20 protein-coding genes and 2 pseudogenes are annotated in these 24,864 nt (G+C 72.8%); 10 read left to right on the top strand and 12 right to left on the bottom strand.

Features of this window, described 5'->3' with window-relative positions; all coding sequences use genetic code 11:
- Positions 1-278 precede the first annotated feature (278 nt).
- The 4 genes from ACZ79I_RS38335 (at position 279) to ACZ79I_RS38320 (ending at position 6,498) form a co-directional block, all read left to right on the top strand.
- Positions 279-494 (top strand): type A2 lantipeptide, encoded by a 216-nt coding sequence (locus ACZ79I_RS38335; protein WP_471504223.1) that lies wholly within the window; start codon positions 279-281, stop codon positions 492-494.
- 148 nt (positions 495-642) lie between these two features.
- Complete coding sequence (locus ACZ79I_RS38330; RefSeq protein ID WP_471504220.1) at positions 643-1,449, top strand: hypothetical protein; 807 nt, start codon at positions 643-645, stop codon at positions 1,447-1,449.
- Positions 1,446-3,680: an NHLP family bacteriocin export ABC transporter peptidase/permease/ATPase subunit gene (locus tag ACZ79I_RS38325; RefSeq protein ID WP_471504217.1), complete on the top strand. Its 2,235-nt coding sequence runs from the start codon at positions 1,446-1,448 to the stop codon at positions 3,678-3,680. Before ACZ79I_RS38330 ends, ACZ79I_RS38325 begins: the two co-directional genes overlap by 4 nt.
- 1 nt (position 3,681) lies before the next feature.
- Complete coding sequence (locus tag ACZ79I_RS38320; protein ID WP_471504215.1) at positions 3,682-6,498, top strand: NHLP bacteriocin export ABC transporter permease/ATPase subunit; 2,817 nt, start codon at positions 3,682-3,684, stop codon at positions 6,496-6,498.
- Positions 6,499-6,568: 70 nt separating this feature from the next.
- Here the strand turns inward: ACZ79I_RS38320 and ACZ79I_RS38315 are convergent, their stop codons facing one another.
- The 3 genes from ACZ79I_RS38315 to ACZ79I_RS38305 form a co-directional block, all read right to left on the bottom strand.
- Entirely contained in the window at positions 6,569-8,098 is a 1,530-nt protein-coding gene (locus ACZ79I_RS38315) for a glycoside hydrolase family 43 protein (protein WP_471504213.1), read from the bottom strand.
- 146 nt (positions 8,099-8,244) lie between these two features.
- Positions 8,245-8,700: a hypothetical protein gene (locus ACZ79I_RS38310; protein ID WP_471504211.1), complete on the bottom strand. Its 456-nt coding sequence runs from the start codon at positions 8,698-8,700 to the stop codon at positions 8,245-8,247.
- A 128-nt stretch (positions 8,701-8,828) separates the two neighbouring features.
- A complete protein-coding gene (locus ACZ79I_RS38305; RefSeq protein ID WP_471504209.1) occupies positions 8,829-9,311 on the bottom strand; it encodes a VOC family protein in 483 nt (160 codons plus the stop codon).
- A gap of 123 nt (positions 9,312-9,434) precedes the next feature.
- Here ACZ79I_RS38305 and ACZ79I_RS38300 point away from each other — a divergent pair.
- The 3 genes and pseudogenes from ACZ79I_RS38300 (at position 9,435) to ACZ79I_RS38290 (ending at position 12,006) form a co-directional block, all read left to right on the top strand.
- A pseudogene (locus ACZ79I_RS38300) lies at positions 9,435-10,643 on the top strand (epoxide hydrolase family protein).
- A gap of 111 nt (positions 10,644-10,754) precedes the next feature.
- Positions 10,755-11,402, top strand: coding sequence for an ATP-dependent Clp protease proteolytic subunit (locus ACZ79I_RS38295; protein ID WP_471504207.1), 648 nt, complete (start codon positions 10,755-10,757; stop codon positions 11,400-11,402).
- A gap of 1 nt (position 11,403) precedes the next feature.
- Positions 11,404-12,006: a ClpP family protease gene (locus ACZ79I_RS38290; RefSeq protein ID WP_471504205.1), complete on the top strand. Its 603-nt coding sequence runs from the start codon at positions 11,404-11,406 to the stop codon at positions 12,004-12,006.
- A 36-nt stretch (positions 12,007-12,042) separates the two neighbouring features.
- Here the strand turns inward: ACZ79I_RS38290 and ACZ79I_RS38285 are convergent, their stop codons facing one another.
- On the bottom strand, positions 12,043-12,474 hold the full coding sequence (locus ACZ79I_RS38285) for a helix-turn-helix domain-containing protein (RefSeq protein ID WP_471504203.1): 432 nt from the start codon (positions 12,472-12,474) through the stop codon (positions 12,043-12,045).
- Between the two features lie 243 nt (positions 12,475-12,717).
- On the opposite strand from ACZ79I_RS38285, the gene ACZ79I_RS38280 reads away from it, so the two are divergent.
- A complete protein-coding gene (locus tag ACZ79I_RS38280; RefSeq protein WP_471505495.1) occupies positions 12,718-13,605 on the top strand; it encodes an RNA polymerase sigma factor SigF in 888 nt (295 codons plus the stop codon).
- A 40-nt stretch (positions 13,606-13,645) separates the two neighbouring features.
- Here ACZ79I_RS38280 and ACZ79I_RS38275 read toward each other — a convergent pair whose 3' ends face one another.
- Entirely contained in the window at positions 13,646-14,098 is a 453-nt protein-coding gene (locus ACZ79I_RS38275; protein ID WP_471505493.1) for an ATP-binding protein, read from the bottom strand.
- Positions 14,095-15,489, bottom strand: a complete 1,395-nt coding sequence (locus ACZ79I_RS38270) for a DUF6777 domain-containing protein (RefSeq protein ID WP_471504201.1) — start codon at positions 15,487-15,489, stop codon at positions 14,095-14,097. The genes ACZ79I_RS38275 and ACZ79I_RS38270 overlap by 4 nt, the downstream gene beginning before the upstream one ends.
- Before the next feature lie 210 nt (positions 15,490-15,699).
- Here ACZ79I_RS38270 and ACZ79I_RS38265 point away from each other — a divergent pair, with 210 nt between their 5' ends.
- Positions 15,700-16,989 (top strand): streptophobe family protein, encoded by a 1,290-nt coding sequence (locus tag ACZ79I_RS38265; protein ID WP_471504199.1) that lies wholly within the window; start codon positions 15,700-15,702, stop codon positions 16,987-16,989.
- A gap of 11 nt (positions 16,990-17,000) precedes the next feature.
- Here ACZ79I_RS38265 and ACZ79I_RS38260 read toward each other — a convergent pair whose 3' ends face one another.
- From ACZ79I_RS38260 to ACZ79I_RS38235, 6 genes are all read right to left on the bottom strand, one after another.
- A complete protein-coding gene (locus ACZ79I_RS38260; RefSeq protein WP_471504197.1) occupies positions 17,001-18,629 on the bottom strand; it encodes an acyl-CoA dehydrogenase family protein in 1,629 nt (542 codons plus the stop codon).
- A complete protein-coding gene (locus tag ACZ79I_RS38255) occupies positions 18,629-19,453 on the bottom strand; it encodes a PaaX family transcriptional regulator C-terminal domain-containing protein (protein ID WP_471504194.1) in 825 nt (274 codons plus the stop codon). Before ACZ79I_RS38255 ends, ACZ79I_RS38260 begins: the two co-directional genes overlap by 1 nt.
- Before the next feature lie 144 nt (positions 19,454-19,597).
- Positions 19,598-20,563 (bottom strand): serine/threonine-protein kinase, encoded by a 966-nt coding sequence (locus tag ACZ79I_RS38250; protein ID WP_471504192.1) that lies wholly within the window; start codon positions 20,561-20,563, stop codon positions 19,598-19,600.
- Positions 20,563-21,114, bottom strand: a complete 552-nt coding sequence (locus ACZ79I_RS38245) for a hypothetical protein (protein ID WP_471504190.1) — start codon at positions 21,112-21,114, stop codon at positions 20,563-20,565. Before ACZ79I_RS38245 ends, ACZ79I_RS38250 begins: the two co-directional genes overlap by 1 nt.
- Before the next feature lie 5 nt (positions 21,115-21,119).
- Entirely contained in the window at positions 21,120-23,447 is a 2,328-nt protein-coding gene (locus ACZ79I_RS38240; protein ID WP_471504188.1) for an ABC transporter ATP-binding protein/permease, read from the bottom strand.
- Between the two features lie 74 nt (positions 23,448-23,521).
- The gene (locus ACZ79I_RS38235; protein WP_471504186.1) at positions 23,522-23,932 is read right to left on the bottom strand and encodes a hypothetical protein; all 411 of its coding nucleotides are present in this window, start codon (positions 23,930-23,932) and stop codon (positions 23,522-23,524) included.
- A 379-nt stretch (positions 23,933-24,311) separates the two neighbouring features.
- Between ACZ79I_RS38235 and ACZ79I_RS38230 the strand changes: the two are divergent.
- A pseudogene (locus ACZ79I_RS38230) lies at positions 24,312-24,692 on the top strand (nuclear transport factor 2 family protein); the annotation flags it as partial.
- Positions 24,693-24,864: the final 172 nt, after the last annotated feature.

Raw genomic sequence — 24,864 nt, 5'->3', positions numbered from 1 at the left:
GGGCCGTACGCGTCGATGCCGCGCAGCATGTGAAGAAGTCGCCGCCAAGCCGTGCGCACGCCTGCACGGATCGAGCCGTCGGGACATCAAGTTCCCTGGTGAGAGCGCTGGTTGATTGGAATCGCCGTGCGTCGGCGTGCTTTGATCCGTTGCACCGCGGGGGACGCTGACAGGCTCCCGGCAACGGGTGACAGGCGCCCGCGGATGCGGCCGACCATCTGTCCCCAGAGGGGGCCGCTCTCCCCCTTGTGAATATCCATATGAAGGGAAGTTCCGTCATGAACTCCACCCCCCAGGTTGAGACCGCCGAGATCTCGGACGCCGAGCTCGACGCCGTTTCCGGTGGCCTGCAGCTGAACGCCGTCGGCACCGTCACCGGCCTGGTGGACGGCGTCGCCCCGGTGTCCGGTCTGGTCAACACCGTCGTCGGCACCGTCGAGGGCGTCACCGGCCTGAACACGGCCCCGGTCACCGGCCTGGTCTCCGGCCTCTGATCGCACTCGTGTGCCGCTGAGTCCCGGAACCGCCCCGGTTCCGGGACTCTCGGATGCCGTCGTCCGGCCCCGGCGCGGGCCCGTCCCCCGTAGTCCGCCCGGCTCCTCCGAGCCGGTCCTCAGCCGCCCGCAGGTGAGGGAAAGTCCCGTGCAGTTCCGCCAGCAGGCCCTCGCCAAGCTGCAGTCGCCCGAGGAGCTCGACCTCCCGGTGCGCTTCGCCCGCCCCCAGGGCTGGCTCGTGCTGTCCGTGACGGTGGTCGTGATGGCCGCCGCGTCCGTCTGGGCCGTCACCGGCTCGGTGGCCTCCACGGTCGGCGCGCCCGCCGTCCTCACGCACGGGCAGGGCAGTTACATCCTGCAGAGCCCGGTCGCCGGGCAGGTCACCGCCGTCCTCGCCAGGGAGGGTGAACGGCTGCCGGCCGGCTCACCCGTCCTCAAGGTCCGCACCGCCCAGGGCGACTCGGTGGTCCGCACGGTCGCCGCGGGCCGTGTCACCGCGCTCGCCGCCGCCATCGGCCAGATCATCCGGACGGGGGCGGACGTGGCCGCGGTGGAGAAGGTCGCCCACGCCTCGGACCCGTTGTACGCGACGGTCTACGTGCCCGCCGAGAACGCCGCCGCCATCCCCGCGAACGCCTCCGTCGACCTCACCGTCCAGTCGGTGCCGGCCCAGCGGTACGGCGTACTGCGCGGCCATGTGAAGTCGGTGGACCGCACGGCCCAGTCGCCGCAGCGGATCGCCGCGTTCCTCGGGGACAGCCAGCTCGGTGAGCAGTTCACCCGGAAGGGCCGGCCGGTGGCGGTGCTCGTACGGCTCGACAGGTCCTCCGGCACCGAGAGCGGCTACGCCTGGTCGTCCGCGGACGGCCCGCCCTTCCCCCTCTCCTCCATGACCCTGGCCACGGGTTCGATCCGCATGGCCGATCAGCGTCCCGTCGATTGGCTGCTGCCGTGACCGCTCCCCAGGACACCCTGCCCCCCGTCCGGGGCAGACGCCGGGCCGCACCGCCTAAGCGCACCGCGCCCAAGGGCAGGCGGAAGAGTGTCCGCACACCCACGGTGCTGCAGATGGAGGCCGTGGAGTGCGGCGCGGCCTCGCTGGCCATGGTGCTCGGCCACTACGGCCGGCACGTCCCCCTCGAGGAGCTGCGCATCGCCTGCGGGGTCTCCCGCGACGGCTCGCGCGCCAGCAACCTCCTGAAGGCGGCCCGCAGTTACGGTCTGACGGCCAAGGGCATGCAGATGGACACGGCGGCGCTCGCCGAGGTCGAGGCGCCGGCGATCCTGTTCTGGGAGTTCAACCACTACGTCGTCTACGACGGCATGGGCCGCCGCTTCGGCCGCCGGGGCGTGTACGTCAACGACCCCGGCAAGGGCCGGCGTTTCGTCCCGATGGAGGACTTCGACACCAGCTTCACCGGGGTCGTGCTGGTGATGGAGCCGGGTGAGGGCTTCACCAGGGGCGGCCGCCGGCCGGGCGTCCTGGGCGCCATGCCGGCCCGGCTGCGCGGCACGTCGGGCACGATGCCCGCAGCCGTCCTGGCCAGCCTCCTGCTGGTGGCGGTGGGCGCGGCGCTGCCCGCGCTGAGCCGCACCTACATCGACATGTTCCTGATCGGCGGACAGACCTCGCTGCTCGGCGTGCTGTTCACGTCGATGGCCGCGTGTGTGCTGCTCACGGTGGTGCTGACCTGGCTGCAGCAGGCGAATCTGCTGCGCGGCCGGATCATCTCCTCCACCCTCTCCAGCGCCCGCTTCCTGCGGCATCTGCTGCGCCTGCCGGTGACGTTCTTCGCCCAGCGCAGCCCCGCCGACCTGGTGCAGCGGCTCCAGTCCAACGACACGGTCGCCGAGACGCTGGCCCGCGACCTCGCCGCGGCGGGCGTCGACGCGGTCGTCGTCGTGCTCTACGCGGTGCTGCTGTACACGTACGACCCGCAGCTGACGTTCGTCGGCATCGGGGTGGCGCTGGTGAACGTGGTGGCGATGCGGGTCGTCGTACGGCTGCGGGCGACGCGCACGGCGAAACTGCGGGCGGACAGCGCGCGGCTGACCAACACCGCTTACACCGGCCTGCAGTTGATCGAGACGATGAAGGCGACCGGCGGCGAGGACGGCTACTTCCGCAAGTGGGCCGGGCAGCACGCCACCACGCTGGAGGAGCAGCAGCGGCTCGGGGCGCCGAGCGCCTGGCTGGGGGTGGTCGCGCCGACGCTCGCCACCCTCAACAGCGCGCTGATCCTGTGGATCGGCGGTCTGCGGGCGGTCGAGGGCCATATCTCGGTGGGTCTGCTGGTCGCCTTCCAGGCCCTGGTGACCCGGTTCACCGCGCCGATCACCCGCCTCAACGGCGTCGCGGGCCGTATCCAGGACTTCGCGGCGGACGTGGCCCGTCTCAAGGACGTCGAGAACTTCCAGGCCGACCCGCTCTACGGCCGCTCCGGCGGCGGCGAGTCGACGCGCCGGCTGCACGGCCATGTCGAGCTGGAGGACATCACGTTCGGCTACAGCCCGCTCGACAAGCCGCTGCTGAGCGGCTTCAGCCTGACGGTCGGCCCGGGCCGGCAGGTGGCGCTGGTCGGCGGCTCCGGCAGCGGGAAGTCCACGGTGTCCAGGCTCATCGCGGGCCTGTACGCGCCGTGGGAGGGCGTGATCCGGATCGACGGGCAGCGTCTGGAGGACATTCCGCGCGGTGCGCTCGCCGCCTCCGTGTCCTTCGTCGACCAGGACGTCTTCCTCTTCGAGGGCACGGTCCGCGACAACGTGACGCTGTGGGACCCGTCGATCCCGGACGACGCGGTGGTCGCCGCGCTGCGGGACGCGGCCCTGTACGACGTGATCACGCGCCGGCCCGGCGGCATCCACAGCCGGGTCGAGCAGGACGGGCGCAACTTCTCCGGCGGGCAGCGCCAACGCCTGGAGATCGCACGGGCACTGGTGCGCGACCCCAGCATCCTGGTCCTCGACGAGGTGACCAGCGCGCTGGACGCGGAGACCGAGCAGACCGTGATCGACAACCTGCGCAAGCGCGGCTGCGCCTGCGTGGTGATCGCCCACCGGCTCAGCACCGTGCGCGACAGCGACGAGATCGTCGTGCTCCAGCACGGGACGATCGTGGAACGGGGACGGCACGAGGCCCTGGTGGCGGCCGGCGGGACGTATGCCGAGCTGGTCAGGGAGCGGTGAGATGACGGCGGTGCACGAGGGGGACCTCGTCCTGAACGCCCTGGGCCAGATGGGCACCCCGATCGACTGCCCGGGGCACAGCCGGCTCGAACTGGAGGGGCCGCAGGTGCTGTGGCTGGTCGCGGCCGGCGCGCTGGACCTGTTCGCGGTGGACGCCGCCGTGCAGGGCCACTGGCACCACCTCGGCCGCCTGGAGGCGGGCTCCCTGCTCCTCGGCCCGGTGGCCGGCCCCCAGCACACGCTGGTCGCCCGGCCGGTGCGCGACTGCGTGGTACGGCGCATCCAGCTGCGCGAGCTGTACCAGCCCGTCGACACCCAGACCTGGTCGTACGACGAGTACGGCAACCCGCAGTACGTGCCTCCGACGACGAGCCCGCTGGAGTACGCCCTCGCCCTGGGCGTCGGCCGCGGGCTGTCGATCCTCTTCCAGGCGCCCATGGCCACCGAACGGGCCGCCGACATCACCGATGACGACGTGTTCTGGATGCAGGTGCCGCCGGGCAGCGTCCAGTACGGCTCCCTGTACGGGGCCCAGGCCGCGGCCGACCTGCTGATGGACCCCACCGTCTGGCAGGGCATGGTCGACCAGCAGTACCGGCTGCTGGCCACGCTGGACCGGTGGATCGAGCAACTGGAGCGCACCCACGAGACGCGCACGGCCGCGGGCATCAGGGCGGGCGAGGCCGTCCGGGTGCAGGCCGACCGGACGCTGCTCGCCTCGATCGGCAGGCCGTCGGCGACCCGCGCGACGGCGGCCGACGCCGACGCCACGTACGCGGCGTGCAGGCTGGTGGCGCGCGCCGCCGGGATCACCCTCGCCGAGCCCGCGCAGAGCGGCACGGAGAGCGACCGTCTCGACCCGGTCGAGCGCATCGCGCTCGCCTCCCGCGTCCGCACCAGGGCCGTACGGCTCGACGGGCGCTGGTGGCACGACGACGTCGGCCCGCTGGTGGGCCACCGGGCCCTTTCCGGCGCGCCGGTCGCGCTGCTGTGGCGGCGTGGCGGCTATGTCGCCGTCCAGCCGTCGTCGGGCCGTGAGACGCCGATCGAAAGGGCGAACGCGGCGGAGTTCGAACCGCGGGCCGTGATGTTCTACCGTCCCCTGCCCGACCAGCGGCTCGACCCGCTGCGGCTGCTGCGGTTCAGCATGCGCGGCACGGGCGGCGATCTGTTCCGCCTCCTGCTCAGCGGCCTGGTGACCGTCGCGATCGGCGCCCTGGTGCCGGTGGCCACCGGCAAGGTGCTCGGCCAGTACGTGCCGAGGGCGCAGGAGGGGCTGATCGTCCAGGTCTGTCTGGCCCTCATGGTGAGCGGCGTGGTCGCGGCGGCGTTCATGCTGCTGGAGAACCTGAGCATCCTGCGTCTGGAGGGGCGGATCGAGGCGACGCTCCAGCCGGCCGTCTGGGACCGTCTGCTGAGGCTGCCGACGAAGTTCTTCGCCGAACGCTCCACCGGCGAGCTGGCCAGTGCGGCGATGGGCATCAGCGCGATCCGGCGGCTGCTGGCGGGGGTCGGTCCGGTGGTCGCCCAGTCGGTGACGGTGGGCGCGATGAACCTGGGGCTGCTGCTGTGGTACAGCGTGCCCATGGCGCTGGCCGCGATCGGCATGCTGGTGGTGATCGCCACCGTGTTCCTGGGGCTCGGGCTGTGGCAGGTGCGCTGGCAGCGGCGGCTGGTCCGGCTCACCAACAAGCTCAACAACCAGGCGTTCCAGACGCTGCGCGGCCTGCCCAAGCTGAGGGTCGCGGCGGCCGAGAACTACGCGTACGCCGCCTGGGCGCGCGAGTTCGCCCGCAGCCGTGAGCTGCAGCAGAGGGTGGGCCGGATCAAGAACCTCAACACGGTCATGGGCGCGGTCTATCTGCCGTTGTGCTCGCTGGTGCTGTTCATGCTGCTGGCCGGGCCGGCGAGGGGCGCGCTGTCGGCCGCCGACTTCCTCACCTTCACCACGTCGGTGACGATGCTGCTGACCTCGGTCACCCAGCTGACGGGCGCGTTCGTCTCGGCGGTGGCGGCGCTGCCGCTGTTCGAGGAGATCAGGCCGGTGCTGGACGCGACCCCCGAGGTGCGTGCGGCGAGCACCCGGCCGGGCGTCCTGTCCGGCGCCGTCGAGGCGCGCCGGCTCTCGTTCCGGTACGCCGACGACGGGCCCTTGGTCCTCGACGACGTCTCCTTCGCGGTGCGGCCGGGCGAGTTCGTGGCGATCGTGGGCCCGAGCGGCTGCGGCAAGTCCACGCTGCTGCGTCTGCTGATCGGCTTCGACAGGCCGGTCTCGGGCAGCGTCCTGTACGACGGTCAGGATCTCGCGGCGCTCGACCAGTCGGCGGTGCGCCGTCAGTGCGGGGTGGTGCTCCAGCACGCCCAGCCGTTCTCCGGATCCGTCCTGGACGTCATCTGCGGCACCGAGCCGTACACGCCTGAGGAGGCGATGGCGGCGGCCGAGATGGCGGGCCTCGCCGAGGACATCAAGCGCATGCCGATGGGACTGCACACGATCGTCCAGGGCAGTGGCGCGGTCTCGGGTGGCCAGCGCCAGCGCCTGATGATCGCCCAGGCGCTGATCCGCCGGCCGCGCATCCTGTTCTTCGACGAGGCGACGAGCGCGCTGGACAACGAGACCCAGCGCAGGGTCATCGAGAGCACCCGCGCCCTGAACGCCACCCGGATCGTGATCGCCCACCGTCTGTCCACGGTGCTGGACGCCGATCGTGTCATCGTGATGGAGGACGGCAAGGTCGCCCAGCAGGGGCCGCCGGCGCAGCTCCTGGCGGACACGGGCGGGCGGCTGCACGAGCTGGTACGGCGTCAGATGGCGTGAGATTCCCCTGCACGCTCGTCCTGCCCCGCGAACGCGGCGACCTGCCGGTCATGTCCGTGGGCGCGGGGCCCTATTGCGGGGTGCGGGCTGTCGGCTCGTACTCGAACCAGTCGAAGGCCACGCTGCCCCCGGTGGCGTACATGCCGATCACCCGGCCGGTGAAGCCGGTGGCGACCTGGGTGGAGAGGTAGCGGCCGTCGAGTTCGGCCAGGCGCACGGGTACGGGCCCGCCGAGGGAGAAGGTGATCGTGTCCGGACCGCCGGGCCTGACGCCGAGCGCCCCGTCCGCCGCCCGGCGGGCGGTGGTCACGGTGGGCGGCAGCACGTCGGCCGTGCGGACGTCGATGCCCAGGACCACTGCTCCCGGGGGCACCCGATGCCGCGCCACGCACTGCCGCAGCGGCCCGATGCGGGCCAGCACGTCCACCGTCCCCCGGTACACCTCGATGTCGTAGTGGTGGGCCTCGTCGATGCGGACGGACAGTCCGCCGCGGCCCGGCCCGGGATCCATGCGGGCGGTCACCCGGCAGTCGGGGTGCTGCTGCCGGCGGCCGAGGAACGTGTGCCCGGCCCGGTCCAGGGTGTTTCCGGTCGCCGTCAGCGTCAGCCACCCCGGCCGGTCCTTCAGCGACCAGGAGCCGTCCGGCCTGCGGCGCGGGGAGATCCAGTACGGCGCCGGCTCTTCGGCGTCGAAGTCGTCCCGGACCGGCGGGGGTCCGACGGGGTGCCAGGCCGCCGGGGCGGGGTGCCGTTCCCGCACCGGCCCGACCCGGGGCCATCCGTCCACCCACTCCACCGGCGTCAGGAACGTCTCGCGGCCGAGGACGTGGAACCCGGGGAAGTAACCGCGGGGCCGCGTGCCCAGCAGCAGCATCCACCAGGTGCCGTCGGGGGCCGGGACCAGGTCGGCGTGGCCGGTGCTCTGGATCGGCAGGTCCGTGCTGCGGTGGGAGAGGATCGGGTTGGCCGGCGCCGGCTCGTAGGGGCCGCGCGGGGACCGGGCGCGGGCGATCGACACGCTGTGCCCGTGCGCGGTGCCGCCCTCGGCCAGCATCAGGTACCACCAGGCGCCGATGCGGTACAGGTGCGGTGCCTCGGGATGCTGCAGTCCCGTGCCGGACCAGACGGGCAGCGGGCCCTCGAGGACCTCGCCGGTGGCCGGGTCGATGCGGGCCACCCGGACGCCGGAGACGGCGCACCAGCACGAGCCGTCGTCGTCCCAGGCGAGGTCGGGGTCGATGCCCGGGAGGGCGACCGGCACCGGGTCCGACCACGGCCCTTCGGGGTGCTCGCCGGTGACGATCAGATGGCCCCTGCCGCCGACGTCGGTGGTGATCACGTAGAAGCGGCCGTCGTGGTGGCGGATCGTGGGCGCGTAGACGCCGGCCGAGGCCGGCACGTCGTCCGGCAGGTCCAACTGGGTCGGCCGGTCGAGGACGTTGCCGATCTGCCGCCAGTGAACCAGGTCCCGGCTGTGGAAGAGGGGCACGCCGGGGAAGTACTCGAAGCTGGAGCACACCAGGTAGTAGTCCGCGCCGACGCGGCACACGCTGGGGTCGGGATGGAACCCGCCGATCACGGGGTTGGCGTACGTCCGCATCTGCCGCGGTCCTTCCCGGGCCCCTGAGGCCGCCCTCGAAAGTTTCGCACTAGTGGGCGAACTTTACGGAGCGAAACTGTAGGCGGCGGCCGGCGGCCCGGGCAAGACGAGGCGCTCCCCCGGCGTCCTGCGGCCCGGTCCGAGGGTCACTCGGACGGCTGCCCCGCATCGGCGCACCGGAGGTCCGGGACGCGCCGGCGCAGATAGTCGACGAAGGCGGGGGTGAAGTCGTCGCAGACGAAGGCACCCGACGTCAGATAGGGACGGTGCCGGCGGACGATGGCGTCGACGGCCCGCTGCCAGTCCGGCTGGTCGCCCACCAGGGCACGGAGGGTCTGTGCCGTGTTCAGCGCGTGCGCGGCGAACCAGGCGTACCGGGCGTCGATCGCCCGCTCCTCGCCGGGACCGGCCAGTTCGGGGTGCTCGACCGCGAGATCGAGGTGGTGCTGGAGGATGCCCAGGGCCGACAGCTGGAGCTGCGCCTGCGCGGCGCGGAGTTGGGCCTGCGCGTTGCGGCGGTAGGTCCAGACCGCGAGGACCACCGAGGCCACCGTCGCGGCGGCCAGGACGATGAACGCGACCTGTGTGACGAGAACGGCCATCGACGTGCCCTCCGTCCGTACCGTCAGCCTACGTCCGGGCATCGTCCCCGGCGAACCGGGCGGCACCGGTCCGCCGGAACGCCGGGCGGCCCGCTCCCCCGGGGCGGGCCGGCCGTGCCGTTGCGGTACTACTCGCCCGCATACGCCTTCTGCAGGGCGGCGATGTCGAGCTTGCCCATCGAGAGCATCGCGCGCGTGGTGCGGGCCGCCTTCTCCTGGTCCTGGTCGCCGATCATGTCCATGAGCCCGCTGGGGATGATCTGCCAGGACACGCCGTACCTGTCCTTGAGCCAGCCGCACGGACCCGGCTCGCCGCCGCCCTCGGTGAGCCGGGTCCAGTAGTGGTCGATCTCCTCCTGGTCGTCGCAGTAGATCTGGAAGGAGATCGCCTCACTGAACGTGAACTGCGGGCCGCCGTTGAGGGCGACGAACTTGTGGCCGTTGGCCGTGAAGTCGACGGCGATGACGGAGCCGGCGGGGCCGGGGCCGGCCTCGGTGTAGCGGCCGACCCTCCCGATGCGGGAGTTCTTGAAGATCGAGACGTAGTAGTGGGCGGCCTCCTCGGCCTGGCCGTCGAACCAGAGACAGGTGGTGAATCCTTCGGTGGCCATGAGTACCTCCTGGAGTACGGGAACGCGGTCTCCTGTATCGACCGGTGCTCGTGCCGGAACTCATCGGCCGGGCCGTGAAGTAATCCGGATGGGGGTCCGGCGGCCGCGGCATAGCATCCGGGCATGAGGTCTTCGTCCGCCGAGAGCATCCGGCCCTTCCGTCTCGCGATTCCCCAGAGCGACCTCGACGACCTGCACGACCGCCTCGACCGCATCCGCTGGCCCGACCAGTTGCCGGGCGTGGGATGGGCGTAGGGGGTGCCGCTCGGCTATCTGCGCGAACTCGTCCGGTACCGGCGCCACGACTACGACTGGCGGGCCGCCGAGGCGCGGCTGAACGAGTGGCCGCAGTTCACGACGGAGATCGACGGGGCGCGCGTGCACTTCGCGCACATCCGCTCCCCCGAGCCGGACGCCACCCCCCTGGTCATCACCCACGGCTGGCCCGGTTCGATCGTCGAGTTCCTCGACGTCGCCGGACCGCTCGCCGACCCGGCGGCCCACGGTGGCGATCCCGCCGACGCGTTCCATGTCGTGGTGCCGAGCATCCCCGGATTCGGGCTGTCCGGGCCCACCCGCGACACGGGATGGGAGGCGGGGCGCGTCGCCGACGCGTGGGCCGGCCTGATGGACCGGCTCGGCTGCCGGCGCTTCGGCGCGCAGGGCGGCGACTGGGGCGCGGGCATCTCCCGCGAACTGGGCCCGGCCCACCCCGACCGGGTGATCGGCGTCCACCTCAACCTGCTGCCGGGCGCGCAGCAGACCACCGAACCGGCCCCCGGGGCACTGGCCGCGCTCAGCCCGCGGGAGCGGGAGCAGACCCTCACCTCGTGGCACCGCTGGGACGCGTGGCAGCGCGAGGGGGCGGGCTACGCGATCCTGCACTCGACCCGGCCGCAGACGCTCGCCCACGCGCTCACGGACTCGCCGGTCGGCCAACTGGCCTGGATCGTGGAGAAGTCCAGGGAGTGGACGGACTCCGCCGAGCTGCCCGAGGAGGCCGTCGACCGGGACCGGCTGCTCACCAACGTGATGCTGTACTGGCTGACCTGGACCGCCGGTTCGGCCGCCCGGATCTACCACGAGCGGGCGCATGCCTCGGGCCGGGCCGCCGCGCCGGCCGAGCCGTCGACCGCGCCGACCGCGCCGACCGCGCTCGCCGTGTTCCCGGCCGAACTCCAGGTGCCGCTGCGGCACAAGGCGGAGCGTACCGAGAACCTGGTCCGCTGGACGGAGTTCGGCCGTGGCGGGCACTTCGCCGCGATGGAGGAGCCCGACCTGCTGGTCGACGACGTGCGGGCCTTCTTCCGGCAGCTGCGCGAGAAGGGCTGAGCCCGGGCTCTGCCCGGAGCGAATCCGCCGCGGGCAGAGAACCCGCGGCCGGGGGCCGCCCGGGGGCGACAGTGGAGTCACCGGCATCCGTTGCCACCATGAGGGGACCCGATGACTCCACTGCCTCCACCCAGCACGCTCTCACCCCGCGCGGAGGAGGGCGACACCCCGCCCAGCCGCTTCGACGACCATCTCGCCGCACAGCTGCTCACCCAGCGGATCGTGTTCCTGGGCACCCAGGTCGACGAGGTGTCGGCCAACCGTGTGTGTGCGCAGCTGCTCCTGCTGTCTGCCGAGGACCCGCGCGGCGACATCAGCCTGTACATCAACAGCCCGGGCGGATCCGTCACCGCGGGGCTCGCCATCTACGACACGATGCGGCTCGTCCCGAACGACGTGTCGACCCTGGTGATGGGGTTCGCCGCCAGCATGGGCCAGTTCCTGCTCACCGTGGGCACGCGCGGCAAGCGGTTCGCGCTGCCGAACGCGCGGATCATGATGCACCAGCCGTCGGCGGGCATCGGAGGCACCACCGCCGACATCGAGATCCAGGCGGAGAACCTGGAGTTCACCAAGAGGGCCATCGAGCGGATCACCGCCGAGCACACCGGGCAGAGCCTGGAGACGATCTCGCGGGACGGCGACCGGGACCGCTGGTTCACGGCCGAACAGGCCCGGGAGTACGGAATGGTGGACCGGGTCGTGGAGTCGCTCGCCGACGTCCGCCCGGCCGCCTCGCGCCGACGGATGGGGTTGTGACATGGGGTCGTACACCGTTCCGTACGTCGTCGAGCGGACCGCGCAGGGCGAGCGCTCCTACGACGTCTTCAGCCGGCTGCTCTCGGAGCGGATCGTCTTCCTGGGCACCGAGATCGACGACGGCGTGGCCAACGTCGTCATCGCGCAGCTCCTGCATCTGGAGTCGGCGAACCCGGAGCACGAGATCTCGATCTACATCAACTCGCCCGGGGGTTCGTTCACTTCCCTCATGGCGATCTACGACACGATGACCTTCGTCCAGGCGCCGATCTCGACCTTCTGCGTCGGGCAGGCCGCCTCGACGGCGGCCGTGCTGCTGGCCGGCGGAGACCCCGGGAGGCGGTTCGTGCTCCAGCACGCCCGGGTGCTGCTCGGTCAGCCGGCCGCCGGCGGGCGCCAGGGCACCGTCTCCGACCTCAGCCTCCAGGCCAAGGAAATGGTCCGCATCCGCGCCCAGGTGGAGGAGGTCCTCTCCCGCCACACCCGGCACGACGTGGCGACCCTGCGGGCCGACATGGACCGGGACAAGGTGTTCACCGCCGAGGAGGCCGTCGCGTACGGGCTCGCCGACGAGGTGCTGAGCCGGCGGCTCGCGTTCGTCTGACTCCGGCGCGCCGGGGCCCGGACGTCCGCGAGCCGGTCAGGCGGCGAGGCACAGGCCGTCGTACCGCGCCGTCGGCGACGTGCGGCCCCGGCCCGTCCCGGTACGGGCGTGCCGGGTGAGCTCGGCCTGGGCGAGCGAGAGCAGATCGCCCAGGCCGAGGCCGAGGGCCTGTGCGGCGGCCGCGAGGACCTCGGAGGACGCCTCCTTGCGGCCGCGCTCCAGCTCCGACAGGTACGGCATCGAGATCCGGGCCGCCTCGGAGACGTCCTTCAAGGTGCGTTCCTGGGCGAGCCGTTCGCGCCGCAGCACATCACCGACGAGGTCGCGCCACAGGGGCTCCCGGGGCGCGGTGCGCGGTGGCGCGGACCCCGGCTGCCGCGGGTCGCGGCTCGGCCCCGCGGTGCGGGGCGGCGCGGCCTGCGGACGCAGGGGGATGACGCGGGCTTCGTTCGGCGCATGGTTGCTCACCCCTCCAGCCTAGGGACCGGGGGCGCCACCGGAAGGGATCGGCGTTCTGCCCTGGGTGAAGCGGGACGTCCGCGGGGGCGTCATCCGCCGGCCCCGCCCGCCGCTGCCGTCCCCCGTCAAGTGACCGGCGCCACGCGGTTGTCCGGCGAACACCCACATGAGAGTCCGACTCCGGGGTATCCGCGGACTCACGATGCCCAACGATGCCCGACAGACCGAAGAGTGAGTCACGTGGGAGAGGTAATGGACACCGCCATGAGCCGGTCGACGGTCGCCGACGGAACCGCCCGGACCACGATCGGTGAGGAGCCCCTGCCGACCATCACGGACCCGCGGACCGTCGCTCCCCGTGACGCCCGCGAGCTGTCCCGTCAGTTCTTCCGTCGGCTGAGCACCCTCGAAGAGGGCACGCACGCACACCAGTACGCGCGCAACACGCTGATCGAGATGAACATGTCGCTGGTGCGGTTCGCGGCCGGGCGGTTCCGGGGCCGCGGCGACGACATGGAGGACATCGTCCAGGTCGGCATGATCGGCCTCATCAAGGCCATCGACCGGTTCGAGATCTCGCGCGAGGTGGAGTTCACCTCGTTCGCGGTGCCGTACATCGTCGGGGAGATCAAGCGTTTCTTCCGGGACACCACCTGGGCGGTCCATGTCCCGCGCCGCCTCCAGGAGTTGCGAGTGGAGCTGGCGAGGGCGCGCGAGGAGCTGTCCACCCGTCTGGACCGCGAGCCGACCGTCGCGGAACTGGCCGCGCTGATGAACCTGTCCGAGGACGAGGTGACCGAGGCGCAGATCGCCGCCAACGGCTACAACTCGTCGTCCCTGGACGCCGCGCTGACCGGGGACGAACAGGAGGGCGAGGCGGTCCTCGCCGACTTCATCGGCGAGGAGGACGACGGCATACGGCTCGTCGAGGACTTCCACACCCTCGCCCCGCTGATGGCCGAGCTGAGCGAACGCGACCGGACGATCCTCCATCTGCGGTTCGTGGAGGAGGCCACACAGGCCGACATCGGCGCCCGGCTGGGCTGTTCGCAGATGCATGTCTCCCGCCTCATCAAGCGCATCATCGAGCAGTTGCGCAGCGGCATGCTGGACGATGTGAAACGGGTCGACGCCGGGTGACGTGACGCTCACCGGGCAGGGGGTGCCTGCCCGGTGAGCGTCAGCGCCCCAGCCGCACCACGGCGGTGACGCGTTTGCCGACCGGTACGCGCTCGGCCGACACCCGGGCCGCCAGGCCGTGGACGATCTCCAGGCCGTGCCCGCCGACGCGTCGGGGGTCCCGGGGAAGGCGCCGGGGCAGCGTGGCGCTGCTGTCGTAGACGGTGACCGTCACAAAGGTGTCGGTGCCCTCAAGTTCCAGGAGGCACGGACCGTGGCTGTGCCGCTGCGCGTTGGTCACCAGTTCACTGACGACCAGGAGCACATCGCCTGCGGCCCGTTCGTCCACGGCGGCACACCACTCGGACCGGAGCTGCTGGACGAACATCTCACCGAAGGCCCTGGCCTCGGCGACGGCCCCCGGTCGCCCGGTGTAATGCTCCGCCCGCCGCAGCGGCTGGGCAGGCATGTCGAGATCGGTCGGTATCACTGCTCCGTCCAGGTGCTCCTTCAGGCGGGCTCTGACGCACACCGCGGCTCGTAGGGCGCGGCATCCCCTCCCGAGGGGTGCCGCACCAGTGCTCGTACCCAGCGATGCGTTCCCCAGTCCCCGGCGGACGGGCGCCACGGGCCGGACCGGGCCGTGGCGGGCGGCTCCGGGGGCGCGAAGGCAGCGGAGGCCGGCGGCGACGACGCGGACGCCGAGGCGGACGCGCTGGTGGGCGCGGAGGACGGCTCCCCCGAGGACGGCGGGCCCGAAGCGGGCGAGGACGGCGGGGTGGGCCGGGGCGACGGCGTCGTGACGGGTGACGACGGCGGGGCGGGCGGGGACGGTGACGACGCCGGCGGGCGGGAAGGCACGGGAGGCGGCGAGGAGGGGGTGGCGGAAGGGGAGGCCGTGTGCGGTGCGGGCGTCGACATGCTCACCGACGGGACCGGTCGCGCCGGCGGACGCGTCGTCCGGTCGTGGCCGCCCGTGTGGTCACCACGGCGGCGGTCGAACCATGCGTCGTGATCGGCGTCGAACAGCACGAACGTGGTGACGACGGTGGGGGACGGCGACACCACCACCACGTTCTGCGGCCGGAACCCGGGCCAGCGGTCGCCCGTCTGCCTCGGCGTGGACTTCTGCGCGACCGGCGGCGTGAGCGGGTTGCCGCAGGCGCACCGCACCCGGGGCACACCGTGGGCGTCGACGAGGACCGCCGTGCCGGCCTGCAGGATCGCCTGGTAGGCGGTGGCCGCGCCGTTGCGGTAGCCGTGGTTGGTCACCCGGGTGTCCATGCGCAGCCGCACCGGTGTGAGCGAGCGCAGGTAGGCGGGCACACCGGACGGCCGGACGCCCGCCACGGACGCGAACGCCTCGTTCTTCGCCGGGTCCGCCTGCAGCGTCCGGATCTGCTTCTCCGTGTCGCAGCTCGCGGTGTTGCGGGTGCCGCCGTACAGGCCGGGTGCGGAACCGTCGACGGCGCGCGTCACGTTGACGGGCTCCGTCGGGGCCGCCGGGGTGGGGGTGCGGGGGGCCGCGGAGCTCTGGACCGCCGAGGATTCGGTGAACGGGTCCGGTCCCGGCGCATCGGCCGCCTGGAGGAAGACCTCGCCGCCGGCGGGGCGACCGCCGCCGCCGGGCCGGGTCAGCACGAGGCCGAGCACCACGGCTGCCACGGCCAGCGCGGACATCACCGCCACCCGGGGCACGGACCTCCACCAAGGCCGGCGCGGGCCCCCGCCGGCGTCACCGGGACCGGACGGGCCACCGGGACCGGACGGGCCACCGCCTCCGCCGCCGGCGGGCCCGGACGGCGGGCGGATGTCCGGCTGTGTGGGAGCCGGCTCGGAGGGGCCCGACAGCGGGCCCGCCGGGGGGCCTGTGGGGCGGTCGGAGGACGGCGGTTCGGCACTCACGAGCTCTTCCTCCGGCGTGGCGACACATGGCGCTTCGGGGTGTGCACCGCTTCACTGCGCGATGGACTCATTGTGAGTACGGGCCCTGGACTCCCCGCAAACGGAAAGGGCCCTCGCGGGGGCGAGCGGCGGGGCACCGCACGGGCGGCGGGCCGACGCGGTCGGCCCACCCGGCGGGCGGAGTGCGGGAGGGCCGCTTAGCGTGGCAGCGTGAGCGCCCCGCCCTCGTCCGACCGGGCCGTCGCCCGCACCGGCGGCCCGCACGCCGCCCCGCACGGCTGGGTCCAGGCCGCCGTGACGGTACTGGCCGGGCTGATCGCGATGGGCGCTCTCGCCACGCTCGGGCTGTGGGCGGCGGGCGGGACCGGCATCCCCGACAACGGGTTCCCCCGGGTGGCGGTGGCCGTGGTCGTCCTCGCGGTCGGCGGCACGGTGAGGCTGGCCGGCGACGCCGGCGCGCTCGCCGGCACCCGCGCGGAACTGACGGTGATGCCGCTGTCGGTGACGCTCGCGGGGGCGCTGGTGATCGCCGCCGGGTTCCTGCGCCCGCTGCGGCACCGGGCCATCGCCGGCGCGCCGGAACTGGCGGGCTGGGCGGCGCGGATCGCCGTGCTGTGGCTGGTGGCGCTGACCGGTCTGGCGCTCGCGGCCCGCCAGACCTTCCCGGCCCCGCTCGGCGACGGGACGATCGGCGACATCGGCGACCTGTTCGGCATCTCCCCGAAGGTCGGCTACACCACCGACCTGCCGCTGACCGTGCTGTTCGGTCTCCTGTGGCTGGCGGGCGTGCTGCTCCTCGCCCTGCTGGTGTCCCGCGGCGCCCCGCTCCCGGCCCGTCTGCTGCGCTTCCAGGAGTCGGTGCGGCCCGCCGCGTACGCCATGGTGGCCCTGCTGCTCGCCTGCGTCGCGGTGGGCGTCGCCATCGCGCTGGTGGTGGCGGCCACGCGCGGGCACCCCGCCCGGACCTTCGCGGTGATCCTGCTGGGGCTGCCCAACGTGGTGTGGCCGGCGCTCACCATCGGTATGGGCGCGACCTGGCACGGGCGGGTGGACGGACCGTTCGGGCTGCCCATGCCGCGGCTGCTCGACCAGGTACTGCGCACCCCGGACGTCTCGACGCTCGACCTGGGCACCCTCGCCGAGCAGGACGGCCGGGCCTGGTGGCTGGTGGTCGTCGCCGCCGTGCTGCTCCTCGCCGCCGCGTTCGTGATGGCGGCCCGCTCTCCGGCGCGGATGCGGCCGTGGCGGCACGCCGTGGACATGGCGGTCGCGCTGGTGCTGACGGTGCTCGTGATCTGTGCGGTCGGCCGGGTGTCGGCGCACTACGGTCTGTCACTCATCGGCATCGGCGACCTGGGCGGCGGCCTGTCCGGTGTGCTGTTCCTGAAGCCGCAGTGGTGGACGGTGCTCGGGACGGCCGCCCTGTGGGGACTCGTCACGGGTTTCGCGGGCGGGCTGCTGGCCAAGGGCGTACGGCGACGGGGCGAGGTCCCCTGCTGATCGTCCGGGCCTCACCCCTTGGGTGTGGCACGTTCGAGGATGGCTGCGGTGTCCACGCCGGGCGGGAGGGTGCCGAGCACCGTGCCCCAGTCCCGGTCGAGACGCGAGGCGGTGAAGGCGTCGGCCACGGCCGGGTGGCCGTAGCGGATGAGCAGGGACGCCTGGAGCGCCAGTGCGAGGTCGCCGACGACGGCCCGGGCGCGGAACTCGAGCTGCCGTGTGTCCGCGAACCGGCTCTTCAGACGGTCGACGAACGCGTCGTATCGTGCGTCGGTGCCCGCCGCACCGTCGAGTTCGCCGAAGAACGCGGTGAGGGTCTCGGGCTGCTTGGCGACGGCACGCAGGGCGTCCAGGGCCGCGACGTTGCCGCTGCCCTCCCAGATCGAGGCCAGCGGGGACTCGCGGAACAGACGGGGCATGCGGGAGTCCTCGACATAGCCGTTGCCGCCCAGGCATTCGAGGGCTTCGGCGGTGTGGACCGGCCCGCGCTTGCACACGTAGTACTTGGACACCGCCAGGCCGATGCGGCGCAGCCGGGCGGCGCGCTCATCGCCGGCCTCCTTGGCGTCGGTGAGGGAGGCGAGCCAGAGGGCGACGGCGGTGGATGCCTCGGCCTCGACGGCGAGGTCGGCCACGACGTTGCGCATCAGGGGCTGGTCGATGAGCGTCTTGCCGAAGGCGGCCCGGTGCGTGACATGGTGTGTGGCCAGGTGGACGCCGTGCCGCATCAGGGTGGCGGTGCTCAGGGTGCAGTCCAGCCGGGTGCTGTTGACCATCTCGATGATGGTGGGCACGCCGCGGCCTTCCTCACCGAGCCGCCAGCCGGTGGCGTTCTCGTACTCGATCTCGCTGCTGGCGTTGGAACGGTTGCCGAGCTTGTTCTTCAGCCGCTGCAGACGGATCGGGTTGAGGCTGCCGTCGGGCAGGACCCGGGGCAGGACGAAGCAGGTCAGCCCGCCGGGTGCGACCGCGAGGGTGAGCAGGATGTCCGACATCGGGGCCGAGGTGAACCACTTGTGGCCCACGATCCGGTAACTGCCGTCGGGCTGGGGCGTGGCGGTCGTGGTGTTGGCGCGGACGTCGGAGCCGCCCTGCTTCTCGGTCATGGACATGCCTGCGATCAGGCCGCGCTTGGTGGTCGGCACCCGCAGCCCGGGGTCATAGGCATCGGCCGCCAGCAGCGGCTCGTAGACCGCCGCCAGGCCGGCATCGGCACGCAGCGCGGGGATCGCGGAGTAGGTCATGGAGATCGGGCAGCCGTGTCCGGCATCGACGATCTGCCAGACGCTGAACTTCGCCGCACGGATCAGGTGGGCGTTCTCACGGGGATCGGACCAGGCCGCACCGTGGAGGCCGAACCCGACCGCGGTGCGCATCAACTCGTGGTAGGCCGGGTCGTAGGAGACCTCGTCGACACGGTGACCGTAGCGGTCGTGCGTACGCAGCACCGGCTCGTGCTCCTCGGCCAGGTCCCCCAGCTCCAGGGCGTGGGCGCTGCCGGCGGCACGGCCCACCGTGTCCAGCTCCGCAAGCGCCTCCTGCGCGCCCGCGCGGGTCAGGGCCTCGCGGATGACCGGATAGTCCGCGGCGTTGTAGTCCACCAGTGGCGGCGCCTGGTTGAAGACCTCGTGAGTGTGCATCACATTCCCTTCGATGCGTCGGCTTCGGCTGCAGGCTGTGCCGGGGGCACGGCCGTGCCGGCCATGCAGATGGCGCTGAGCTCGTTGCGGTAGTCCTCGTACGCCCAGCGCAGTTCGTCGGCCGGCCACCGCTCGGGAGCCAGTTCCTCGGGCAGTGCCGGGTCCGTGCACAGGTGCCGGACCGCCGCGGCCGCCGCTGTCAGCCGGTCCACGGGGCGCGCCTTCGACGGCCCGTCGTCGCGCAGAGCGTCGAGAAGCACCCGGGCGTCCGCCGCCCACTGGTCGAGGTCCCACAGCTCACGGGACAGCCGTCGGTCGTTGTCCGGCACGGTCCTGAAGGTGCGCACTTCGGAGAGCGCCGTCGCCGGCCCGGTCCCCGCGCCCTCGTGCGGGGAGGGGGTCAGGAGCTGTTCGATGTTGTCGGGGCGCATCCAGACGCCCTCACGGAGCTCCGCGAACCGGTGTCGCCGCATCAGGGACCGGAGCGAGGTCCGCCGGGCGAGGCTGCGGCCCCGGCCGACGACCACGCTCATGCGCCACATCCCGTCGTAGGGGCGGCGGCGCGGGTGGATGAGGGACTCGGTGGCCGCCTGCCGTTCGAGATGCCGGGCCGAGAGCGCGTACATCGAGTCGGCCGGCACCAGGTCACCGGAGGCGACCATGCGGGAGAGGGCGACGCGCATCGTCGGTGCGGAGATCTCGAACATCTCTCCCAGGCAGGTCAGGTCGCGCGCGGAGAGCCTCGGCGGGCGCGCGCCGAGCAGCAGGCTCAGCGCCACCGACCGGGCGCTCAACGGCGCCATCAGATCGGCCGACTCGGCCACCGTCACCACTCCTCACCGTCGGGCCGGAGCACTGTTACATATTTTCATCAAGCGATTCAAGGGTGTAATGCGAGCGAACGGAGCGAGCGGCGGGCGCTCGGAGCGAGCCGAGCGGCGAAAAGACAGGACCGGGACCCGGGTGCCTCAGCAGCGGAACACGGGACGCGCCCACTCCGGCGGTTCGGGCACCTCCGCCGCCGCCGTCTGCGTCGTGGGACGGCCCGAGCGGCCCGCGCCCGTCGCCGCCGAGCGCAGGGCCGACACGAACGCGAGACACGAGCCGTAGCGGTCGTCCGGGTCCTTGGCCAGTGCCTTCGCGAAGACCCGGTCCACGGAGGCGTCGAGGCCGGGGCGCTGCCCGGTCAGCGGCGGCGGCTCGTCGTACTGGTGGGCCCACAGCAGCGCCATGTCGTCCTCGCGCCGGAAAGGCGGCCTCCCGGCCAGGGCCTCGTAGACCACGCAGCCGAGGCCGTAGACGTCGCAGCGCCCGTCGACGGGTTTGCCGGAGATCTGCTCGGGCGCCACGTAGTCCAGCGTGCCGACGATCTGGCCGGCCGTGGTGAATCCGGACAGCGACAGCGACTTCTTGGTCAGGCCGAAGTCCGTGAGGTAGACGTGCTCGGGGTGGTCGCTGTCCGTGCCCTCGGCCACGAGGATGTTGCCGGGCTTCACGTCGCGGTGCACGAGGCCGTGGTCGTGCGCCGCGTCCAGCGCCGACGCCACCTGGGCGGCGATCCTCAGGGCGGTCGTCAGGGGCAACGGGCCCTCGCGGTCGAGGAGATGGCGCAGGTCGCGTCCCGCGACGTACCGCATGGCGATGTAGAGCACACCGTCCGTCTCGCCGGCCTCGTACACCGGCACGATGTGCGGGTGGTCGATGGCCGCGGCGACCCGGGACTCGTGGGTGAAGCGGCGGCGGAAGGTGTCGTTGCGGGTGAGTTCGGGTGCGAGCAGTTTGAGGGCGACGGTCCGGTCCAGGCGCAGATCGCGGGCGCGGTACACGACCGCCATCCCGCCGCGGCCGATCTCCTCCTCGATCCGGTAGCCGGCGATCCGCCGGCCGGCCGGTTCCGGGGCAGTGCCGGGGAACGGGCCGCTGTCGCGGGCCATCAGCGGCCGTCCGGGGTGTGCGGGACGAGACGGGTCGGTTCCCGGCCCTCGCTCTCCGCCCCGGCCGACGGCTGCCCCGTGGCGGTGTACGTGGTCAGGCGCGCCCCCTCGCAGTAGGCCCACCGCTCGTGCTCGGCGTCGTACACCCACAGGGACTCACCGTCGACGACGACGCCGGTCCTGAGACCGCGCGTGCGCTCGCCGAAGGATTCCGCGTCCAGCCGCCCGGCCGCCAGTTCCTCGGCCGCCGCGCGGTAGCGGGCGAGCGCCTCCTCGGCACGGGCGAGCAGCGGGCGCGGGTCGGCGGCGCCGGCGGGCGGGGCGCCCGCGAGGGGCGGCGCCTGCGGCACGGCGACCAGGAGCCGGCCGTCGACCCACGCGGACCACCCGTTGGCGCACACGATGCGGCCCCAGTCGCCGCGCCGGCCGACGAGCTGGACCGGGAGCAGGGGGTCGAGCGGCGTCGTGGGCCGCGACGGGTCGGGGGTGTGGAAGGCGGGCAGGCCCTCCCGGGGGACGACGTGGGTCGGGTGGAAGCCGCGGGTGGTCATGGCCGCTACTTCCGCATGACCGCGGGCTCGTGCCGGCGCAGGAGGAGTCCGACGGCGCCCGCGCAGGCCACCGAGAGCACGACGAGCATGCCCATGTTGAGCAGCCAGGTCCCCGGACGGTGCCGGAAGAGGGGATCCGTCTTGTCGGGCGAGAGCCGCACGAGGCCGATGGTGTCCGCCATCGCGCCGAGGGCCCACCGCGACGGCACGAGCCACGACAGCTGGTTCAGCACCGCCACACCGTCGAGCGTCAGCAGGGCGCCGCAGAAGACCACTTGGACGATGGCCAGGAGCACCAGCAGCGGCATGGTGACCTCCTCCTTGCGCACCAGGGCGGAGACGACCAGGCCGAGCATCATGGCGGTGAACGCCAGCAGGGCCACCGCCAGGGTGATCTCCACCAGGGGCGGCATCAGCACGCCCTCGCCGCCGGGCGCGTCGAGGTCCACGCCCAGCAGCGCCACCAGGGTCAGCACGACGGCCTGCAGCACGGTGACGGTGCCCAGCACCACGATCTTGGACACGAGATACGCCGACCGGGACAGTCCGACGGCCCGCTCCCGCTGGTAGATCACGCGCTCCTTGACCAGTTCGCGCACCGCGTTGGCCGCGCCGGTCAGCACCGCGCCCACACACAGGATGAGCAGCGCGTTCAGTGCCGTCTCCTGGGTGAACCGGCCCTTGGCCAGGGCACGGGCCATGGCCCCCATCACGAACGGCAGGGCGACCATGATGACGAGGAAGGTGCGGTCCGCGCCGAGGACGGCCGCGTACCGGCGTACGAGCGTGCCGAGTTGGGCGCCCCAGCTCTGCGGCGCCGGCGGCGCAGCGACCACCGCCGCGCCGGCGGGGCCCGGCAGACGCGGTTGTGCGGACGACTTGTCGATGTACTGACGGTGGAAGGGGGACTCGCGGTACTCCCCCGCCCAGTCCCGGTCCTGGTCGCGCTCGAACGCCTCGAACGCCTCCGGCCACTGCTCGAAGCCGAAGAACGGCAGCGTGTCGCCGGGCGGCCCGTAGTAGGCGACCCTGCCGCCCGGGGCGAGCACCAGGAGCCGGTCGCACACGTCGAGACTGAGCACGCTGTGGGTGACGACCACGACGGTGCGGCCGTCGTCGGCGAGGCCGCGCAGCATGTGCATCACGGAGCGGTCCATACCGGGGTCGAGTCCGGAGGTCGGCTCGTCGAGGAAGAGCAGGGACGGCTTGGTGAGCAGTTCCAGGGCCACACTGACGCGTTTGCGCTGTCCTCCGGAGAGGCTGTGGATGGGCTGCCCGGCCCGCTGCCGAAGGCCCAGTTCACCGATCACCTCGTCGACCCTGCCCCGGCGCTCCTCCTCGGCGGTGTCCTGCGGAAAGCGCAGCTCGGCGGCGTAGGTGAGGGCGCGGCGCACGGTGAGCTGGGCGTGCAGGATGTCGTCCTGCGGGACGAGCCCGATGCGCTGGCGCAGCTCGGCGTAGTCGCGGTACAGGTCGCGCCCGTCGTAGAGAACGGTGCCGCGGTCGGCGGGGCGCTGGCCGGTGAGGGCGTTGAGCAGGGTGGACTTGCCCGAGCCGCTGGGGCCGACCACGGCGAGCAGGCACTTCTCGCCGACGGGAAACGACACCCTGTCGAGCAGAATCCTGCGGCCGCGGTCGACCCGCACCGTCAGGTCCTGGACGTCGAGCGAGACCTCGCCGGTGTCGACGTACTCCTGCAGTTGGTCGCCGACCAGGCAGAACGCGGAGTGCCCGATGCCGACGACGTCACCGGGTGCGACCGGGGCGCGGGCGACGGGCCGGCCGTTGAGGTAGGTGCCGTTGTGGCTGCCGAGGTCGACGATCTCGTATGTGCCGTCCGGATGCGCCCGCAGTTCCGCGTGCCGCCGGGAGACGACGAGGTCGTCGACGACCATGTCGTTGTCGGCGCCGCGGCCGATGCGGACGGTGCGCGACGGCAGCGGGCGCACGGTCGTCGGCTGCCGGAAGGTGCCCGTCGCCGCCGGCCGGGAGATGTGCGAGGGGCGCTCCGCCGTACGGTCCACGAGGACGGCACGGGGGCCGTCGGAGGGGTTGGCGAAGCGGATCACGCTGCCGGGTCCGACGGACCACTCGTGGACCCGCCGGCCGCCCGCATAGGTGCCGTTGGTGCTGTTCTCGTCCTCGACGAGCCAGTGGCCGGCCTCGGCGCGCAGGACGGCGTGGTGCCAGGAGACCCGGACGTCGTCCAGGACGATGTCGCTCGACGGGTCGCGTCCCACGTGGTAGTCACGGCTCGGGCTCATCACCGTGGAGCCCGTCTCGGTCTCCAGCACGAGGACGGGCGCGGTCGGGTCGGCCGGCCGCTCAGCCATGCACTGAATTCTAGCTATTCGTCCATATCTGTGCCTGATCGTCGGCGGCTGCGGCGGCCGCCGGGGGCAGGCCGTCAGGCGGCCGGGATGGAGAGCGCGTGCACGAACCGCTGCATCCGCAGCGCGTCCACGGACTCGGCGAGCAGTTCGTACTCCGTGGTGTCGTCGCTGACCGCGATGCGCACCAGCCGTCCGGCGGCCAACTCGTCGGCGACCCTCTCCTGTTGCCCGGTGTCGCCGCACCAGGCGCGCAGGACCGTCGGCACGTCGGGAACCGTGTCGGCGACGGGGGCGACGGAGTTCGGCGGGAAGAGCGGGTTGTCCGGGTCGGGGTCGAGCCGTTCGGCGATCCAGGAGGCGCGGTCGCGCATCCACCACAGGGCGAGGGCCAGGGTGGGCGCGCGATAGGTGCCCAGGGGGACGCCGATGCGCCGACCGCCGCACATGCCGTACGCCGTCACATGACACAGGAATTCGTCGTGCACGATCGCTCCCCCACTGCGGTGCTCGGAGCCGGGTCGGCCCGTGGTGCCTTGCGCTCGCTCGCTGCGCACGTGGGCGACCGCACGCCGTGGCGCGGTAGCGCTCTGCCGGTCGTGGCCGAATCGCCCTGTCACTCGAGTATCGCCACTCCTGACACTCTGTCACCATGCCATTTCAGCCAGTCTCCTGGCATATTCACCGCCGCCGATGGCCGAAACGAACCGTGCCGCCACGCTCCGTGTCCACGCCTCCGTTACCCGGGAGGTAATCGACGCTCCCGGCGTGTCCGGGCAAGGTTGCCCTGCCGGCTCCCGACGGGCACCGCCCCCGGGGATCCGGCCTCTGACCGGCACTCGCGACCTCGATGGAGGCTGATCCGCCATGTCCGCAGACACCCACCGCTACGAGTCCGCCGTCGCCCGCTACTTCGAGGCGTGGAACGCGGGCGGCCCCGAAGCTCTGGCCAAGGCCGTCGCCGCCGCCTGGGCCGCGGACGGACGCTACACCGATCCGCTGGCCGACGCCGGCGGACACGAGAGGATCGCGGCGGTGATCGCGGGAGCCCACGAGCGGTTCCCGGGATTCTCCTTCCGCCTCACGGGCGCCGTCGACGGGCACCACGACATCGCGCGCTTCGGCTGGGAACTGGTGAACGAGGCGGACGGCTCGGCCCCCGTCGCCGGCTTCGACGTGATCACCCTGGACGAGGACGGACGCATCCGCAGCGTCCACGGCTTCCTGGACCGCGTTCCGGCGGACGCGGCCCAGCCGCCCCGGGGCGCGGCGGCCCCGGACCGCCGCGCGGCGTCTCACGCAGGGCGTCCGCTCAGCTCGTGACGACCGCCACGCCCGTGCGGGACCCCGCGCGGCGGCTCAGGACGATCCCCCCGGGGGCGGCCACCGGTGTCCGGTGCGCGACGAGGCCGTCCGGCGG

It is taken from the genome of Streptomyces sp. PSU-S4-23 (assembly GCF_055632315.1).
This window is presented reverse-complemented; position numbering and strand designations above follow the sequence as displayed.

Coding starts and splice junctions, on each gene's coding strand:
- ACZ79I_RS38305 (WP_471504209.1), bottom strand. CDS start 9,311: ATGGCCACCGAAGGATTCACCACCTGTCTCTGGTTCGACGGCCAGGCC.
- ACZ79I_RS38310 (WP_471504211.1), bottom strand. CDS start 8,700: ATGGCCGTTCTCGTCACACAGGTCGCGTTCATCGTCCTGGCCGCCGCG.
- ACZ79I_RS38290 (WP_471504205.1), top strand. CDS start 11,404: ATGGGGTCGTACACCGTTCCGTACGTCGTCGAGCGGACCGCGCAGGGC.
- ACZ79I_RS38280 (WP_471505495.1), top strand. CDS start 12,718: ATGGACACCGCCATGAGCCGGTCGACGGTCGCCGACGGAACCGCCCGG.
- ACZ79I_RS38315 (WP_471504213.1), bottom strand. CDS start 8,098: ATGCGGACGTACGCCAACCCCGTGATCGGCGGGTTCCATCCCGACCCC.
- ACZ79I_RS38295 (WP_471504207.1), top strand. CDS start 10,755: ATGACTCCACTGCCTCCACCCAGCACGCTCTCACCCCGCGCGGAGGAG.
- ACZ79I_RS38260 (WP_471504197.1), bottom strand. CDS start 18,629: ATGCACACTCACGAGGTCTTCAACCAGGCGCCGCCACTGGTGGACTAC.
- ACZ79I_RS38240 (WP_471504188.1), bottom strand. CDS start 23,447: ATGGCTGAGCGGCCGGCCGACCCGACCGCGCCCGTCCTCGTGCTGGAG.
- ACZ79I_RS38245 (WP_471504190.1), bottom strand. CDS start 21,114: ATGACCACCCGCGGCTTCCACCCGACCCACGTCGTCCCCCGGGAGGGC.
- ACZ79I_RS38250 (WP_471504192.1), bottom strand. CDS start 20,563: ATGGCCCGCGACAGCGGCCCGTTCCCCGGCACTGCCCCGGAACCGGCC.
- ACZ79I_RS38320 (WP_471504215.1), top strand. CDS start 3,682: ATGACGGCGGTGCACGAGGGGGACCTCGTCCTGAACGCCCTGGGCCAG.
- ACZ79I_RS38335 (WP_471504223.1), top strand. CDS start 279: ATGAACTCCACCCCCCAGGTTGAGACCGCCGAGATCTCGGACGCCGAG.